At 64.2% G+C, this 16700-nt stretch carries 12 protein-coding genes and 1 pseudogene; 8 read left to right on the top strand and 5 right to left on the bottom strand.

Annotated elements, in window-relative coordinates:
* Positions 1-238: 238 nt before the first annotated feature.
* Together ACYHH6_RS04945 and ACYHH6_RS04940 are read right to left on the bottom strand one after the other, a co-directional pair.
* Entirely contained in the window at positions 239-1588 is a 1350-nt protein-coding gene (locus tag ACYHH6_RS04945) for a putative bifunctional diguanylate cyclase/phosphodiesterase (protein ID WP_352582938.1), read from the bottom strand.
* A 99-nt stretch (positions 1589-1687) separates the two neighbouring features.
* A complete protein-coding gene (locus ACYHH6_RS04940) occupies positions 1688-3475 on the bottom strand; it encodes a GtrA family protein (RefSeq protein WP_352582940.1) in 1788 nt (595 codons plus the stop codon).
* A gap of 130 nt (positions 3476-3605) precedes the next feature.
* Here ACYHH6_RS04940 and ACYHH6_RS04935 point away from each other — a divergent pair, with 130 nt between their 5' ends.
* The 3 genes from ACYHH6_RS04935 to gshB all read left to right on the top strand — a co-directional run bounded on the left by ACYHH6_RS04935 (position 3606) and on the right by gshB (position 6232).
* Positions 3606-4610: a glycosyltransferase gene (locus tag ACYHH6_RS04935; protein WP_352582942.1), complete on the top strand. Its 1005-nt coding sequence runs from the start codon at positions 3606-3608 to the stop codon at positions 4608-4610.
* A gap of 4 nt (positions 4611-4614) precedes the next feature.
* The gene (locus ACYHH6_RS04930; RefSeq protein ID WP_352582944.1) at positions 4615-4989 is read left to right on the top strand and encodes a GtrA family protein; all 375 of its coding nucleotides are present in this window, start codon (positions 4615-4617) and stop codon (positions 4987-4989) included.
* 301 nt (positions 4990-5290) lie between these two features.
* The gene (gene gshB / locus ACYHH6_RS04925) at positions 5291-6232 is read left to right on the top strand and encodes a glutathione synthase (RefSeq protein ID WP_352582946.1); all 942 of its coding nucleotides are present in this window, start codon (positions 5291-5293) and stop codon (positions 6230-6232) included.
* 81 nt (positions 6233-6313) lie between these two features.
* On the opposite strand, the gene ACYHH6_RS04920 is transcribed toward gshB, so the two are convergent.
* Positions 6314-7819: an Ig-like domain-containing protein gene (locus ACYHH6_RS04920; RefSeq protein WP_352582948.1), complete on the bottom strand. Its 1506-nt coding sequence runs from the start codon at positions 7817-7819 to the stop codon at positions 6314-6316.
* 196 nt (positions 7820-8015) lie between these two features.
* On the opposite strand from ACYHH6_RS04920, the pseudogene ACYHH6_RS04915 reads away from it, so the two are divergent.
* Both ACYHH6_RS04915 and ACYHH6_RS04910 read left to right on the top strand, forming a co-directional pair.
* Positions 8016-9422, top strand: a pseudogene (locus ACYHH6_RS04915) (YifB family Mg chelatase-like AAA ATPase); the annotation flags it as partial.
* A gap of 86 nt (positions 9423-9508) precedes the next feature.
* The gene (locus ACYHH6_RS04910; RefSeq protein WP_352582950.1) at positions 9509-10024 is read left to right on the top strand and encodes a GNAT family N-acetyltransferase; all 516 of its coding nucleotides are present in this window, start codon (positions 9509-9511) and stop codon (positions 10022-10024) included.
* A gap of 85 nt (positions 10025-10109) precedes the next feature.
* Here the strand turns inward: ACYHH6_RS04910 and ACYHH6_RS04905 are convergent, their stop codons facing one another.
* Both ACYHH6_RS04905 and ACYHH6_RS04900 read right to left on the bottom strand, forming a co-directional pair.
* Positions 10110-12284, bottom strand: coding sequence for a malate synthase G (locus ACYHH6_RS04905; RefSeq protein WP_352582952.1), 2175 nt, complete (start codon positions 12282-12284; stop codon positions 10110-10112).
* Between the two features lie 273 nt (positions 12285-12557).
* Entirely contained in the window at positions 12558-14579 is a 2022-nt protein-coding gene (locus ACYHH6_RS04900) for a hydantoinase/oxoprolinase N-terminal domain-containing protein (RefSeq protein WP_352582954.1), read from the bottom strand.
* 198 nt (positions 14580-14777) lie between these two features.
* Between ACYHH6_RS04900 and ACYHH6_RS04895 the strand changes: the two genes are divergently transcribed.
* The 3 genes from ACYHH6_RS04895 (at position 14778) to ACYHH6_RS04885 (ending at position 16698) form a co-directional block, all read left to right on the top strand.
* Positions 14778-15755, top strand: a complete 978-nt coding sequence (locus ACYHH6_RS04895) for a threonine ammonia-lyase (RefSeq protein WP_488500403.1) — start codon at positions 14778-14780, stop codon at positions 15753-15755.
* A gap of 8 nt (positions 15756-15763) precedes the next feature.
* Positions 15764-16144, top strand: a complete 381-nt coding sequence (locus ACYHH6_RS04890) for a nuclear transport factor 2 family protein (RefSeq protein WP_352582957.1) — start codon at positions 15764-15766, stop codon at positions 16142-16144.
* A 128-nt stretch (positions 16145-16272) separates the two neighbouring features.
* Positions 16273-16698: a hypothetical protein gene (locus ACYHH6_RS04885; RefSeq protein ID WP_352582958.1), complete on the top strand. Its 426-nt coding sequence runs from the start codon at positions 16273-16275 to the stop codon at positions 16696-16698.
* Positions 16699-16700 lie beyond the last annotated feature (2 nt).

The raw sequence follows: 16700 nt of genomic DNA, 5'->3' as shown, positions 1-16700 counted from the left end.
TTTGATTGACGCAATTCCCAAGGGAAAGCGCTACGCGTTTTTCCCGGGAAAACCGTTTCACACTTTTCCTGGAATTGCTCTGGTCCGGTCGGCGCGCATCCTATCCAGCCAAGTCCGGCGAGCAAGGGCGAAAACGGCGATTTGTTCGGCTTATGTCAGACAAAAAGACGCAAGACGCTGGGCGAAGCCTAGCCCGGCCTGAAACCGCTGACCTGCTCGATGAATGGCATGCCGGCGCTCAGATCGCCTTGGCGTAGACGGCGCCACGATAGGAATCGCGGAGATAGCCGAGCGTGGCGTCGGCATCGACCGGCTTGCCGAACAAATAGCCCTGGCCGCCGGCGCAGCCGAACTGGACGAGGCGGTCGGCTTGCGCCTCCTCCTCGATGCCTTCGGCGACGACATCCATGCCGAGCCCCTCGCACATGGCGAGAATGGCGCGGATGATGTGCTCCGACGGACGGTCGTCAAGGATCGAGGAGACGAAGGCGCGGTCGATCTTGAGCTTGTCGAAGTGGAATTCGCGCAAGCGGCCGAGCGAGGACTGGCCGGTGCCGAAATCGTCGAGCGAGACGCGGATGCCGACGCGGCGCAGATCCTCGACGATCTTCTCCGCCGAGGCCGGATCGTTCATCAGGCCGGTTTCGGTGATCTCGATCTCGAGCCGGCGCGGATCGAAGCCGGTCCGGTCGAGGATCGACAATATGTGCAGGCCGGTGTTCTGGTCGACGAGCTGCGAGGGCGACAGGTTGAAGGACAGGAACAGGTCCTTCGGCCAGCTGCGCGCCGCTTCGGTCGCCTTGCGCAGCACCAGCTGCGACAGCGGGCCGATGATGCCGCGCTCCTCGGCGATGGGAATGAACACGGTCGGCGGGACGACGCCGAGGTCGCGATCGGTCCAGCGCGCCAGCGTCTCGAAGCCGATGGTACGGCGGGTGTTGAGGTCGACGATGGGCTGGAAATGCGGCTCCACCTCGCCGGCCGAGACGGCGCGGCGCAGCGCCTGCTCGATGCGGGTGACGCGTTTGGCCGCCTCTTCCATCTCTCTAGTATAGACGACGACGCGGCCACGGCCCGAACGCTTGGCATGGTAGAGCGCCGTTTCGGCCTTGTTGACGAGGATTTCCGTGGTTTCGTCGCCGGAATAGAACAGCGAGCAGCCGACCGAAGCCGAAAGCCTGGCGGTGCGTTCGCCGACATCGTAGGGCGCCGACAGGATTTCGATCATCATGCGCGACTTCTCGGCCGCGGCTTCCTCCGAGAACACCATCGGATAGAGGAAGGCGAATTCGTCGGCGCCGATGCGGCAGACGGTGGAGTGGCTGTCCATCGAGGCGCGCAGCCGCATCGCCACCTGGATCAATATGTCGTCGCCGGCCTTGTGGCCGAACAGATCGTTGATCGGCTTGAAGCCGTCGAGGTCGAGAATGCCGACGGTGAAGGGCGCGGGATCGTCTGCACGGTCGCTGATCAGGCGGTCGACCTTGTCGAAGAAGCGGCGATGGTTGCCAAGCCCGGTCAGCGTGTCGGTGAACGCCAGATCCGAGTTTTCCCTGCTTGCCTGCCCGGTGCCAAACGTCGTTTGCATCGGTATCCCTGTTTTGACGTCCGAAATTTACGCTGAGACTGGCAGCAAAGCGTTTAGGAACCGTATCGCGAAATCGATTTTTCGCTGGCGAATGATGCTTTAGCGGACGCGGTAGAGTTCGACCGGGTTTCCGCGTGTTTCGGCCAGCGGTTCGAGCCAATCGGGGACGCTTCCCTGCATCAGCCCGGCCAGGAAGCCTTGCGGCGCCTTGGCGGCGAGCACCTTGCTTTCGGCGCTGCCGCGGCAGAGCGCCACCAGGCCGACATGGTGCTGCGCCACGATCGCCTTGGCCTGGTCCGCCGATCCGAGGAAGGCATCGAGCGCAAGCAGGTCGCCGGCGATGTTGCGGTGATAGGGGCCGGCAAAGACGCGGTGGCCGGAATAGGCCAGGATGGGTGAGCCGAGATTGGAAATGGCAAGCACCGTGGTGTCCGGCAGCCTGGCCAGCGTTGCGAAGGAGGCCTTGCGCGTGCAGGCCGGATCGGCGTCCTTGGCCTCGGCGGAGACCTTATCGGCCTCGAATGCGCTCGAGGTGGCGGCGGCAGCGCCGGCCCAGACGGCATTTACCGACACCAGCCAGACTGCCGCCATGCGCAGCGACACGCTGCGCGAAGGGCTGATGCTCGCCCGTTCGCGCCATGTTGCGATCCAGGCCGACAGCGGGATGACGGCAAAGGCGATCGAGAATGTCGAGCCGCGGACCTGCCAGGCGCTGACGATGAAGGCGGCGGCCAGCAAGGCGCCGACGAGGCTGTCCTGGCGGCGCCACGGTCCGCGCAGCCGAAGCGCCATCAGCGCGATCGCCACCAGCGGCGTGACATAGCGCGCCGCCACCGAGGCCGGGTCGCTGACGGCAATATGGAACAGCGACTGTGCCTCATCGATGTGGTCGAGCCACAATTCCTTGAGGCGCGGATCGAGGTTTGCGTAGGGCGCGGCAAGGCACTGCGGGAACAGCGCCACGACGACGGCGCCCAGCACAAGCGCGAGTAGACCGAGCGAGATCAGCCGGCGGCCGGCCGTGCCATTGGACGCCCTGAGCGACGTCACGACGGCAAGGCCCAGTCCGGCGATTGCCGCAACAACGAATTGCACGGCCGAAAAGGCATCGCACTGCGCCTGGCCCCAAGTCGATGGCGGGATGGTGGTGACGAAGACGAACGCCGAAACCCCGGCAAAGCCGAGACCGAAGTCCCTTGCGATCCGGTGCTCGCCGCCGGGGTCGGCGACAAACAGCATGGCGATGCAGGCGCCGATGGTGGCGACATAGGGCGCGGTTTCCATGCCGACGGCCAGCGTCAGTGCCGCGCACAGACCCGAAATCAGCGCCGCCCAGCGGTGTGCAGGCGCCTTGAGCAGCAGGCTGAGGCTGGCCATGGTCAGCGTCAGCTGGACATTGTGATGATCGAGCGCACCCGGCAAGAAGATGCCGATGAAATGCAGCGCCGCCGCGCCGATGACGATTGCGGGCAGTACGGCGCCGGCGCCGGCAAAGCTGCGCGCCGCGCGGGCGAGGAAGAACACCGCCAGGAAAAACAGCAGCGCCGGCCACAGCACCTGTGCGATCGCCTCGGCCATGGCCATGCTGCCGGTCAGCGCCGAAGCGACGAGGATGATGGCGGCGAGCGGCGCATCGACCAGCCGCGACCAGTGCATGACGAAGCCGCCTTCCGGCCCCATCCGGTACTGATGCAGGTCGAACCAGCCCTGGCCGGCCAGCATATCGCGAACCTCGACCAGCCGCAGCAGGCTGTCATTGTCGCCGCCGGCATTGCTCAATTCGCGAAAGCCCGTGGTGGCATTGACGGCCAGCGCCACCAGCATGGCAAGCAGCGCCAGCGTCATATCGGACTTCCAGGAGGAAGCACCCGCCTTGGCTGCGTTCATCATCACGGCCTTTGTCGGAAAGAAGCTCGGCTTAAACCTAGCCTTAACAGCTTCAATAAATAGTAAAGTCGCCTGAGCGAGGCCGCATTTGAGCGCGGCCGGAGGCTCCGCCGGGCATCGGGAGACGGAAATGCCGCACGAAGTCCGCCACGAGCCGGCCATTGCCGTGCTCCTGCCCTGCTACAATGAGGAACTGACCATCGCCGAGGTGGTGCGGCGGTTTCGCGAGACGCTGCCGTCGGCCGCGATCTATGTTTATGACAACAATTCCAGGGATTTGACCGCGCTCAAGGCGCGCGCGGCCGGCGCCATCGTCATCCGCGAGCCGCGTCAGGGCAAGGGCAATGTCGTGCGGCGCATGTTCGCCGACATCGATGCCGATATCTATCTGATGGCCGACGGCGACGGCACGTATGCGCCGGAAGATGCACCGCAGCTTATCAACATCCTGCAGACCGAGCGCTGCGACATGGTGGTGGGTACCAGGCGCGGCGTCGCCGACGATGCCGGCCGTTCCGGCCATGCCTTCGGCAACCGCATCTTCAACAGCCTCTACAAGCAGCTGTTCGGCACCGACTTCACCGACATCTTCTCCGGCTACCGCGTCTTCTCCAGGCGTTTCGTCAAGAGCTTTCCCGCCGTTTCCGGCGGCTTCGAGATCGAGACCGAAATGTCGGTGCATGCCTCGCAGCTCAAGCTGCCGGTCAGCGAGATCGCGCTCGACTATGGCCGCCGGCCTGAGGGATCGTCGTCGAAGCTGTCGACCTATCGCGACGGTGCCAGGATCCTGTGGATGTTCGCCATGCTGATGAAGGAGACGCAGCCGCTGCGCTTCTTCGGCGCCTTCGCGATTCTCTTCCTGGCATCGAGCCTTACCCTGATGACGCCGGTGTTGATCGAATTCGCCCAGACCGGCCTCGTGCCACGCATGCCGACCTGGGTGCTGTCGGTCGGCCTGCTGCTGTTGTCTATGCTGGCGATGGTGACCGGACTGATCCTCGATTCGGTATCGCGCGGACGCGCCGAGCAGAAGCGCATCTTCTATCTCTCGGTCCCGTCTGGCCGGATCGAACGGCGCGAACGCACTGGTGAAACCGCGAAGGCCGAACCGGGCAAGACGCCCCGGGCCGCCTGAGGCCGTGGGCAGGCTCGCCCGCTTCGTCTTTGCCGGCGCCGTCGGCTTCTTCGCCGACGCCGCGGCACTCTGGCTGCTTTTGGCCGTGACGCCGCTCGGCGCCTTCGTCGCGCGCTTGCTGTCGATCGGCTTTGCGCTCTGCGTCACCTGGCAGATCAACCGGCACCTGACGTTTTCGCCGTCGAGCCGCGGCGTAACGCAGGAGGGTGCGCGCTATGGCGGCGTCGGCATCGCCACCAGCATCGTCAACTATGTCGTCTATTGCGCCATCCTGTTCGCGCTGCCGGCAATGCCGCCGCTGGTGGCCCTTGCGATTGCCTCGCTGGCGGCGATGGCGCTGTCCTTCCTCGGGTACTCCCGGCTGGTCTTCGACCGCTGAGATCGTTTGGAAATTCTACTCTGGCGGCCATCTGACGGCGTTTTCTGCGCTTCCGGTGCTCACGGACCCAAACGTCCGCTGCGCTCCGGTTCTCGAAAACACCACCATCTGACTCACCAGAGCGAATTTCGAAACGATCTCCTAGCGCTTGCACCAAGCGAAGCGCCGCCCGGCAATAGGCTCTGGCCGATTGGCAGAAGCCCCCGAGTTCCGTATATCGGCGGCTTGCCTTGCCGCAATTCCGGACGGAAAACCGCTACGCACTTTTCCTGGACTTGCTCGACCCGCTGGAGACCAGAAGATGCCCCTGAAGATCGCCGTCCAGATGGACCATGTCTCCACCGTCTCGATCGCCGGCGACACGTCGTTTGCGCTGTCGCTGGAGGCACAGCGGCGCGGCCACCAACTGTTCCACTACACGCCCGACCGGCTGTCGATGCTGAGCGGCAAGGTGTTTGCCCGCATCGAGGAGATGAAGCTCCGCGACGAGAAGGGCGATCACTACACGCTGGGCGACAAGGTGCGCACCGACCTGTCGGAGATGGACGTGATCCTGCTGCGCCAGGATCCACCCTTCGACATGAACTACATCACCACCACGCATATCCTCGAGCGCATCCACCCGAAGACATTGGTCGTCAACGACCCGGCCTTGGTGCGCAACAGCCCGGAAAAGATCTTCGTCACCGAATTCCCCGACCTGATGCCGGAAACGTTGATCACCAAGGATCCGCAGGAAGTCGCCGCCTTCCGCAAGCAATTCGGCGACATCATCGTCAAGCCGCTCTACGGCAATGGCGGCGCCGGCATCTTCCATCTCAAAGAGGACGACCGCAACCTCGCCTCGCTGCTCGAGATGTTCGCCCAGCTGTCGCGCGAGCCCTATATCGTGCAGCGCTATCTGAAGGATGTGCGCAAGGGCGACAAGCGCATCATCCTGATCGACGGCGAGGCGGTTGGCGCAATCAACCGGGTGCCGGCCGACCACGATTCGCGCTCCAACATGCATGTTGGCGGCCGCGCCGAAAAGACCGAGCTGACGGAGCGCGAGCGCGAGATCTGCGCCCGCATCGGACCGTCGCTGAAAGAGCGCGGCTTCATCCTCGTCGGCATCGACGTGATCGGCGACTACATGACCGAGATCAACGTGACCTCGCCCACCGGCGTACGCGAAGTGCAACGTTTTGGCGGCGCCGACATTGCGAGCCTGTTCTGGGACGCGGTGGAAGGGAAGCGGAAATAGAGCAGTTTCGCGGAACCACAGAACCGCTCTATCTCTTTGCTTTCACGCAATTCCTGCAGGAAAACCGTTTCATACCTTGCCCTAGATCACAATGAAATCGTCCGCGGTGACCCAGGTGCCCGGGTCGACGGCGGCAAATTTGACAGCCGCCGCGCCGCCTACCCCGTCCACATCGAACAAAAGGTCGCCGGTCACGTCGTTGTAAAGGATGTGGTCGCTGTCATCGATGGCTTTGTCACCTATCGCGAAGACTGCCGCGAAAAGCGGTCCGGCCTGCAGTCCGACAAACACAGAGCTGTCCAGGCGGATCATATCGTCTTGCGCATCGAAGTCTTCGATCCTGTCGCAATTCGCCAATCCAAGCGCGTCGAACACGAAGACATCCCTGCCCTCGCCGCCGGCCAGCCGGTCGCCACCGGCTCCGCCGTTGAGGATGTCATCGCCAACGCCGCCGCGCAGGTCGTCGGAGCCGGCACCGCCGTCGAGGGCGTCGTCGCCCTCATCGCCACGGATGCCGTCCGTGCCCGCGCCGCCGCTTAATTCGTCGTTGCCGGCGCCGCCCTTCAGCCAATCGGTGCCCGCGCCACCGATCAGGGTGTCGGCGCCGGCGCCGCCGAACAGCTGGTCGTGGCCGGCACCGCCGTCGAGCGTATCGTTGAACCAGGTGCCGGTGATGCGGTCGCCGCCACCCATTGCGTCGATGAGCACGGCACGATCGTAGCTTCCATAGCTCACGGTGTTCGTGGCGTCGGTCAGCGTGATGGATTCGGCCGGTGGAACAACCGTGATCGTAATCGTCGCCAGGTTGCTGTTGCCCTGGCCGTCCGTGGCATAAACCGTAAAGCTGTCGGTGCCGACGAAGCCAGCCTCGGGCGTGTAGTCGAACAGATTGCCGTTCAGAAAGTCGGCATGATAGTGCAGACTGTTGCCATAGTGACCCTGGTGAAACGGATAGTGGTTGCCGTCGAAACGCGTGCTTTGCTCAAAGGTGCCATGGTCCGGCCCATCGACGACGACAAAGCTCAGGAGATCATAGTCGGCATCGGCGGCGCTGAATTTGATGTCGTCGAGAAATTCCCCCTGCGAAACCGACACATTCAGATTGGCGACCGCGGGCGCATGATTGACGAACGTGTCGGGCTGCAGCGTGCCGCCCTCCAGGATGATCTGGTGCTGGCCGTATTGGGTGTTTTCGCCGCCGAAATACTCGTTCGCCCCGATCCAGGTGACAGTGATGGTGTCGGGGCTGTCGGCGTTGACCGAGACGATCCGGGCCGACAGGTAGGCCGCCTGGTCGGACAAGGTGCGGAGAAGATTGCCGTCGTTGTCGAAGACCTGCGTCTCGACCGTCGTCCAGGTCTCGGTCCTGCCCTCATTGGTGAAGCTGGTGATGGTGAAGAAGCCGTCGAAGACATCGACCGAAGCCACGTCGATCCCGCCGAACGGGAAATCGGGCTTTGCCCCTATCGGCCCGATCACGTCGCCGTCGGGTTCCGTGATGCTGAAAAGCACCGCGTCTGGACTTGGATTGGGATAGTCGGGTTCTTCCCATACGGTGAGCTGACTGCCATTGCTTAAGGTCGGCATCCTGTTTTCCTCGCTTTGGCGCCTGGACGCGCTGCGGATGTCCCCCAGTCCCAACCATACCATAGTATGCGAGTCGGATCGGTGACACCCAACCGCGCCGCGCCTTTGTGGTTAATTCTGTCTCGGGCGAAGGCAGGCGTCGGCATCGTATGGTGCCGGAAGGACGCGACACTTGCATGTTCCTGTAATGTTCTTGCAGAGCCGCGAGCGGGTGCAGGCGGCACTCCATGCGTCGGGCCTGTCGATGCCGTCGAAAAAGGTCACGGTCAACCTGGCGCCCGCCGACCTGCCCAAGGAAGGCAGCCATTACGACCTGCCGATCGCGCTCGGCCTGATGGCGGCGCTTGGCGCCATCCCGGGCGATATGCTGGCCTCCTATGTCGTGCTCGGCGAATTGTCGCTCGACGGCACCATTGCCGCGGTCGCTGGCGCGCTGCCGGCGGCGATCGGCGCCAATGCCGAGGGAAAGGGCCTGATCTGCCCGTTCGGCTGTGGGCCGGAAGCAGCATGGGCTGGCAAGGATTTCGACATATTGGCGCCGCGCAGCCTGATTGCGATTGCCAATCATTTTCGCGGCACGCAGGTGCTGTCGCGGCCCGAGCCCGGCATCCATGTCTCGGCGCGCGACCTGCCAGACCTCTGCGACATCAAGGGCCAGGAGAGCGCCAAGCGGGCGCTGGAAGTGGCGGCGGCCGGCGGCCACAATCTGCTGATGGTCGGCCCGCCAGGCTCGGGAAAATCGATGCTGGCGCAAAGGCTGCCCTCGATCCTGCCGCCGCTGGCGCCGAAGGAGCTTCTCGAAGTCTCTATGATTGCCTCGGTGGCGGGCGAACTCGGCGAAGGCAAGCTCACCGACCGGCGGCCGTTCCGCGCTCCACATCATTCGGCTTCGATGGCGGCGATGGTCGGCGGTGGCCTCAGGGTGCGGCCGGGCGAGGTCTCGCTCGCCCATCACGGCGTGCTGTTCCTCGACGAATTCCCCGAATTCTCGCCGCAGACGCTGGATGCGCTGCGCCAGCCGCTGGAGACCGGCGACTGCATGATCGCGCGCGCCAACCACCGCGTCACCTATCCGGCGCGCATCCAGCTGGTGGCGGCGATGAACCCGTGCCGCTGCGGCATGGCCGGTGAACCCGGCTATCGCTGCCTGCGCGGCGAGCGCTGCCGCACCGACTACCAGGCGCGCATTTCAGGCCCGCTGCTCGACCGCATCGACCTCAGGATCGAGGTGCCGGCGGTCTCGGCCGCCGACCTGATCCGCCCCGACCGGGCGGAAAAGAGCGCCGCCGTAGCCCAGCGCGTGGCCCGCGCCCGCACCATCCAGCGCGAGCGCTTCGAACGGCTCGCCGTCACCAGCGCGACCACCAATGCGCATTGCTCGCCCTCGATCATCGAAGACATCGCCGTGCCGGATGCAGCCGGCCTGTCGCTGCTGAGAGACGCCAGCGAAAAGCTCGGCTTTTCGGCGCGCGCCTATCACCGCGTGCTGAAAGTGGCGCGCACGCTGGCCGACCTCGACGCCAGCGAGACCGTCGGCCGCATCCACCTGGCCGAGGCGATTTCCTATCGCATGATGTCGGAGCGGGTGGCGCAGGCGGCTTAGGCGCCGCCTTAACTGAGCCGGACGATGTGCATTTCGCGTCGGGGGGCCGTGCGTGCTATGATCGCGTAGATCCGCGGGGGCGAGGGATGATCTCAGTTTCACCGGCCCGTAGCGCCGAAGACTTCGAGACCTTGGCAGGGCTCTGTCGCAAGCTTGCGCAATGGGATGTCGACGCTTCGGCCCCCCACGGCGTTTCGGAGGAGGATATCAGGATCCTCTTCCAGCCGGAAACAAGCGGCCCGGAGCTGGCGATGCAATTCGGCGTGCCTGCTGCCATGGCGTTCATTGCACGATCGGAGCGCCGGCCGGCAGGCTGCCTCGCCTTTGACCAGTTCGACGACAACACAGTGGAGCTTCACAGATTCTTCGTCGACGCATCTTTCCGCGGATTAGGGATAGGTCGCGAGTTGATGGGCGCTGCATTGGCGGAGATCGAGAAAGGGCCAGCCCGCACGGTGCTGATCCACACGACCTTCTATATGAGCAACGCCGTTGCCGTGTACGAGGCGTTCGGCTTCAGGCCCTGCGCACCTTTCCGCGAAACTCCGGCGCATGTCAGGCATACCGACGTCTTCTTGTCGCGCTCGATCCAACGCGTGTGAGGTCACCGCAACCGGCGACCACATGCGGATCCCGCCTCAGATGCGGAGCGGCCAGTAACAAGCAATTACCTCCGGCCGGGCTGAATCAGACCGTGCCCTGCTTCGCCTTCAGCTCCAGCCGCCGCGCGTGAAGCACCGGCTCGGTATATCCATTCGGCTGTTCGCGGCCCTTGAACACCAGGTCGCAGGCGGCCTGGAAGGCGATGGAACTGTCGAAGTCGGCGGCCATCGGCCGGTAGAGCGGATCGCCGACATTCTGCAGATCGACGATTGCCGCCATGCGGCGCAGCGAATCCATGACCTGAATCTGCGAGCAGACCTTGTGGTGCAGCCAGTTGGCGATGTGCTGCGAGGAGATGCGCAGCGTGGCGCGATCTTCCATCAGGCCGACATCGTTGATGTCCGGCACCTTGGAGCAGCCGACGCCCTGGTCGATCCAGCGCACGACATAGCCCAGAATACCTTGCGCATTGTTGTCGAGCTCGCGCTGGATCTCGTCCGGCGTCCAGTTCGGACGCACCGCCACCGGCACCGAAAGGATGTCATCGAGCTTGGCCTTTGGCCGGCTCTTCAGCGCCACCTGGACGGCATGAACATCGACCTTGTGATAGTGGGTGGCGTGCAGCGTGGCAGCGGTCGGCGACGGCACCCAGGCGGTGTTGGCTCCGGCCTTGGGATGGGCGATCTTCTGTTCCAGCATCGCCGCCATCAGATCGGGCATCGCCCACATGCCCTTGCCGATCTGGGCGTGGCCGGCGAGACCACATTCCAAGCCCGTATCGACATTCCAGGCCTCATAGGCGGAAATCCAGGCGGCCTGCTTCATGTCGCCCTTGCGGATCATCGGCCCGGCTTCCATCGAGGTATGGATTTCGTCGCCGGTGCGGTCGAGGAAGCCGGTGTTGATGAACACGACGCGCTCTCTGGCCGCGCGGATCGCCTCCTTGAGGTTGACGGTGGTGCGCCGCTCCTCGTCCATGATGCCCATCTTGATGGTGTTTTTGGCCATGCCGAGCAGCGCTTCGACGCGGTCGAAAATCTCGACGGCGAAAGCCACTTCCTCAGGCCCGTGCATCTTGGGCTTCACCACATACAACGAGCCGGCGCGGGAATTGGCGCGGCGGCCGTTCGCGCCGACATCGTGCAGGGCGATCAGCGCCGTCAGTGCGGCATCCATGATGCCTTCCGGCACCTCATGGCCGTCGCGGTCGAGAATGGCGGGATTGGTCATCAGGTGGCCGACATTCCTGACCAGCATCAGCGAGCGGCCAGGCAAGCTCAGCGCGCCGCCATTTGGCGCGGTCCAGACGCGGTCGGGGTTGAGCTTGCGGACAAAAGTCTTGCCGCCCTTGCTGATTTCTTCGGCGAGATCGCCCTTCATCAGGCCGAGCCAGTTGCGGTAAACCACGACCTTGTCCTCTGCATCCACCGCCGCGACAGAATCCTCGCAGTCCTGGATGGTGGTCAGCGCCGATTCCAGGATGACATCGGCAATGCCTGCCGGATCGGTGCGACCGATCTGGTTGGCGCGGTCGATTGATATTTCGACGTGCAGGCCGTTCTGGGTAAGCAAAATGGCTTCAGGGTTGGCGGGCTCACCGCGATAGCCGGCAAACTGTTTCGGGTTGGCCAGCGTGGTGCCGCCGGCGCCGGCACTGAGCCGCAAGATGTTGCCCTGGACTGTAAGCCCGTTCACCCCTGCCCATTTGCCCGAGGTGAGCGGCACGGACTCGTCGAGGAAGTTTTTCGCCCAGGCCACCACCTTGGCGCCGCGCGCGGGGTTGAAGCTTTTGCCCTTCTCGGCGCCGCCGGCCTCCGGAATGGCATCGGTGCCGTAGAGCGCATCGTAGAGCGACCCCCAGCGGGCATTGGCTGCGTTGAGCGCATAGCGCGCATTCATCACCGGTACTACCAACTGCGGCCCGGCGACGACGGCGATTTCGGGGTCGACATTGTCCGTGCTGACGCTGAAGGCCGGACCTTCGGGAACGAGATAGCCGATCTCCTTGAGGAAAATCTTGTAGGCCGCCATGTCGATGGGCGCGCCATTGGCGCGGTACCAGGCGTCGAGCTTCTCCTGCATGGCGTCGCGCTTGGCCAGCAGCGCCCTGTTCTTCGGCGCGAGATCATGCACGATGGAAGAAAAGCCGTTCCAGAACGTGTCGGCCGTAATGCCGGTGCCCGGCAGCGCTTCGCCGGCGACAAAGTCATTGAGTTCGCGGGCAATCCGCAATCCGGCGATCTCGACGCGATCGGTCATCGGGGCTTCTCCAGATGAAAGGCTTTGCGGCCTTTGGCATGTCAGGGGTGAAGGGTCAATTCAGCTTAGGGTGAAGGCGGGATTTTGGCAGGTTGGCGAAGACGGCGGCGACAGCGTCCTTCTCCCCGTTCTACGGGGAGAAGATGGCGGCAGCCAGATGAGGGGCGGCGCGGTGATATGTGAGGTGGCGAGACCGTGAAACTGCGTGGGTTGGCGCTGCCCCTCATCCGCCCGGGCACCTTCTCCCCGTGAAACGGGGAGAAGGAAGAAGGCTTACACCGCAATCCTTGGCCGGCCCGACGCCACCGCAACCACATGCGCTTCGATGAACATGCGCTGAGCCTCGACTGTGGAGACGCGGAATTCGGTGGCTACTTCGATCTCGGCATTGTCGGTGCCGGCATCCTTCGCCCGTTCGGCAACAATGGCCCGCACATCGGCTTCCGCCGCCGCGATCGCCTTGGCCTCGTCGGTGAAATCGCGCACCGTCTGCCCCGACGCGAGTCGAAACAGGCCTTCCTTGGGCTGGCTGACGCGGGCTTCGGCCGAGACGCGGACCTGGCCGACGACGGCGCCGAGGGCGTTGGCGACGTCGGTGTCTTCCGGCACCACGCATTCATTGCCGACCAGCTCGGCCAAGCCGGCATAGTGCAGCGGCGCCGAGGCGCCGAGGCCGATGACCGGGCGGTCGAGCGCGACGCTGAGCCTGGCGATGCCGGGATGGGCATCGACGGCGCGCTGCACCAGCGCGTGGGCGACGGTTGCCGCGCCATCCAGCCCGTCCTCGGCGAAGGCGGTCTCGAGAATGTACTCGGCCGACCAGCGCGTCAGCATCACCAGCACGCGTTCGGAAATCACTTCCGGCGAGGCTGCGATGTTCTGGCCGCGGCCGTCGCGCTTGCGAGCGAAGAGTTCGGCGCCGAGCCGGGCGGTGGCCACATCCCAATTGGCCTGCTTGCCCAGCACATGGGCGGCGTCCGAAGGCGTAAAGCCGGAGATGTGCACGAGGCCGCGCGAGACCAGCCGGTTCAGCGTGGCGTTCTGGGCGTTCGAGGCCAGTAGCCTGTCGACGGCCAGCGGCACAGTGCCGATCTGGTCGTAGAGTTTTGCCTCGGGCGCCGTCAGACCAGCGGCAAGCCTGTCCGGCACGCCCGTGCGCAGCGCAAAACGGCCATCCATGCGGCCGGGATTGGGCGCGCGGAGCTGGCGTTCGAGTTCCGATGTCACTGCAACGCCATGCATCATTCCGGCCAGCGCCAACGGCACCAGGCGGCGCGGGCCGAGCAGGATCTTCGGGTTGAGCGCGCCATCTTCCAGCGCCACTTCGGAATCGCCGCCGAGGCCGAAGGTGCGCATGGCCACCGCCTCGACCATGGTGCGGAACCCGCCGACCGTGGCGCCTTCGGGATCGAGCCGTGGGCGGCCGCCATCGAGCACTGCGACATCCGTCGTGGTGCCGCCAATGTCGGAGACCATGGCGTTGTCCAAGCCGGTCATGTGGCGGGCGCCGACCAGGCTGGCGGCCGGGCCGGACAAAATCGTCTCGATCGGCCGCTGGCGGGCAAAAGCGGCCGAAACCAGCGCGCCGTCGCCGCGCACTACCATAAGGGGTGCGGCGATCTTGCGCGCCTCGAGAAAGCCCTCAGTCGCCGCCACCAGCGGGTCGATCATCGAGATCAGCCGGGCGTTGAGCAAAGTGGTCAGCGCGCGGCGCGGGCCGCCGAGCTTGGCTGACAATTCGTGACTGGCGGTGACCGGCAGGCCGGTCTTTTCGCGGATCAGGTCGCGCGCGGCGAGTTCATGCGCCGGGTTGCGGGTGGCAAAATAGGCGCAGACGGCAAAGCCCGACACCGAGGCGCCGAGTTCGGGCAGCGCCGCCTCGAGGCCTGCGAGGTCGAGCTTGGCCGCATTGCCATGGACATCATGGCCGCCCTGACAAAACACCACCGGGTCGGTGCCGAGCGCGGTCTTCAACCCGTCGCGGGCAAGGTCGGCTTCGGTAAAACCGATCATGATCAGCGCAACGCGACCGCCCTGGCCCTCGACCAGTGCGTTGGTGGCAAGCGTCGTCGACATCGACACGAGTTTGATCGCGGCCGGGTCGGTGGCGGATTTCTCCAGCACCGCGTCGACCGCACCGGAAATGCCGACGGCAAGGTCGTGCCGCGTGGTCAGCGCCTTGGCCTTGGCCAGCACCTTGCCTTTAGGACCACCTTGTTCCGACCACAGCACGGCGTCGGTATAGGTGCCGCCGGTGTCGATGCCGAGGAACAGGGGGTTGGGCTTGGTGGTCATTTCTGGCGGTCCGGAATTCTGTTCCCCGCCCTTAGCCGATACGGCCTCGCGGATAAAGGCGGGAGAGGTGGGCCAGTTTGACCCTCCTCCTCGCGAGTTCATGCCCGCCAAACTTTGTAACGGTCACATTTTTTCATTGGTGCGCGGCCTGCCTTTGCGTGCACCATGCGCCGATCTCATCCCTCTCAGGACTTCGTCATGACCACGCTTCCCGGCATTGCCGACATCCACGCCGCCGCCGCGCGACTCTCCGGCCTGATCGTCGAAACCCCGCTGATCGAATTGCTGGAACTCAACAAGCGCTTCGGCGGCCGCATCCTGTTCAAGCCGGAGACGCTGCAGCGCACCGGCTCGTTCAAGTTTCGCGGCGCCTACAACAAATTGTCGACGCTGAGCGAGGAAGAGCGCGGCCGCGGCGTGGTCGCCTTTTCTTCCGGAAACCATGCTCAAGGCGTCGCCGCGTCCGCCGCCATGTTCGGCGTCAAGGCAGTCATCGCCATGCCCGCCGATGCGCCGGCAATGAAGATCGCCAACGTTCGCAAGATGGGCGCCGAGGTGGTGCCGTTCGATCGTTTTCGCGACGACCGCATGACCGTGGTGCGCCCCTATATGGACAGAGGCATGGTGCTGGTGCCGCCCTTCGACGATCCGGCCATCATCTCAGGCCAAGGCACGATCGGCCTCGAACTGATGCGCCAGGCCAAGGCGCTCGGCGTCAGCCTCGACGCGGTTCTCATCCCTTGCGGTGGTGGCGGCCTGTCGAGCGGCATTTCGATTGCGGTCAAAGACGCCTCGCCAGATACGGCCGTCTGGGCGGTGGAGCCCGAGCATTTCGACGACACCCGCCGCTCGCTGGCCAAGGGCGAAAGGGTTTCCAACGAACCCGGCCACAGCTCGATCTGCGATGCCATCCTCACCGCAGAGCCTGGCGCGATCACTTTCGAGATCAACCGCAAGAACCTGGCCGGCGCGATCGCCGTCTCCGACAAGGCGGCGGCGCAAGCAATGCGCGACGCCATGGCCCATCTCAAGCTGGTGGTCGAGCCCGGCGGCTGCGTCGCGCTGGCAGCACTCTCGTCAGGCGAGATCGAGCTGTCGGGCAAATGCGTGGCCGTGGTGCTGTCGGGCGGCAATGTCGATTTCAGCACCTATGCCGAGATCATGGCCGCGGCCTGAGAACCGATATGGCAGACGCTGACATAAGAGCGGCTCTGGATCGCCACTGGGCTGCCTCCGATGCCAATGATTTCGAGACGGAGCATCAGATCTATCGCGACGACGCGGTGCTCGACTATCCGCAGTCGGGCGAGCGCATTCGTGGGCGGCGCAACATCCAGTCGTCGCGCGCCGCGCAGCCCAACCAGAAGCGCTTCGCGGTGCGGAGGATCATCGGCTCAGGCGATCTCTGGATCACCGAATATGTCCTGACCTATGACGGCGTTCCCTCCTATACGGTGAGCATCATGGAGTTCGTCGATGGCAAGGTGGCCCGCGAGACCCAGTATTTCGGCGATCCGTTCGAGCCGGGACCTTCGCGCGCGCTATGGGTCGAGCGGATATCTTGAAGCCAGGCGGCGATAGGCGTGGCCCGCCGCTCACTCGCTGCCTAGGCAGCTACGCTCGAACACTTAGCTCTGCGTCTTGCAAAGGTGGTAAGTGCGCGTAATTTCGTTGGGGCGAACATGAGTGCACGATGGCTTTTTCAATCTACCATTATACGAAGCGAAAACTGCTCGGTCATGGCGTGAGAAATACGGACGATGGCAGTCTCACTCTGGCCGACAAAAGGTTATTCCTGCTTTTCGTCAAACTCGAAAGAGCGCAACGGGGCAAATCCTTCGAAGCCGTTCAGGCAGCAGTTCATGCGATTGAGATTTATACAGGCTCTATTGGAAAGCGGCATGTGGCCATTTTCGCCTACATGTATCTAAGGTTTTCTGACGGAACACCCAAAATGACCCATCTCGACGAGACCCTGGAGGGCGGTGGTGTCAGGAAAACAAAGGACTACAGACGGCCGGTCATCGACGAAGAGATCGTCATCGCCGAATGGGCGAAAGTCAGATTCAACCGATACGAAAATAGCTTCTTTCGCGCATTGCATATCAATCGGCAGTAAGG

Source organism: Mesorhizobium sp. P171375, assembly GCF_057786075.1.
Note: the sequence above shows the minus strand (reverse complement) of the source record. Positions and strands in the feature narration are given on the sequence as shown.

Excerpts from the sequence above, each read along its gene's own strand:
- ACYHH6_RS04945 (WP_352582938.1), bottom strand. The coding sequence starts at position 1,588 with ATGCAAACGACGTTTGGCACCGGGCAGGCAAGCAGGGAAAACTCGGAT.
- ACYHH6_RS04940 (WP_352582940.1), bottom strand. The coding sequence starts at position 3,475 with ATGAACGCAGCCAAGGCGGGTGCTTCCTCCTGGAAGTCCGATATGACG.
- ACYHH6_RS04935 (WP_352582942.1), top strand. The coding sequence starts at position 3,606 with ATGCCGCACGAAGTCCGCCACGAGCCGGCCATTGCCGTGCTCCTGCCC.
- gshB (WP_352582946.1), top strand. The coding sequence starts at position 5,291 with ATGCCCCTGAAGATCGCCGTCCAGATGGACCATGTCTCCACCGTCTCG.
- ACYHH6_RS04920 (WP_352582948.1), bottom strand. The coding sequence starts at position 7,819 with ATGCCGACCTTAAGCAATGGCAGTCAGCTCACCGTATGGGAAGAACCC.
- ACYHH6_RS04910 (WP_352582950.1), top strand. The coding sequence starts at position 9,509 with ATGATCTCAGTTTCACCGGCCCGTAGCGCCGAAGACTTCGAGACCTTG.
- ACYHH6_RS04905 (WP_352582952.1), bottom strand. The coding sequence starts at position 12,284 with ATGACCGATCGCGTCGAGATCGCCGGATTGCGGATTGCCCGCGAACTC.
- ACYHH6_RS04900 (WP_352582954.1), bottom strand. The coding sequence starts at position 14,579 with ATGACCACCAAGCCCAACCCCCTGTTCCTCGGCATCGACACCGGCGGC.
- ACYHH6_RS04895 (WP_488500403.1), top strand. The coding sequence starts at position 14,778 with ATGACCACGCTTCCCGGCATTGCCGACATCCACGCCGCCGCCGCGCGA.
- ACYHH6_RS04890 (WP_352582957.1), top strand. The coding sequence starts at position 15,764 with ATGGCAGACGCTGACATAAGAGCGGCTCTGGATCGCCACTGGGCTGCC.
- ACYHH6_RS04885 (WP_352582958.1), top strand. The coding sequence starts at position 16,273 with ATGGCTTTTTCAATCTACCATTATACGAAGCGAAAACTGCTCGGTCAT.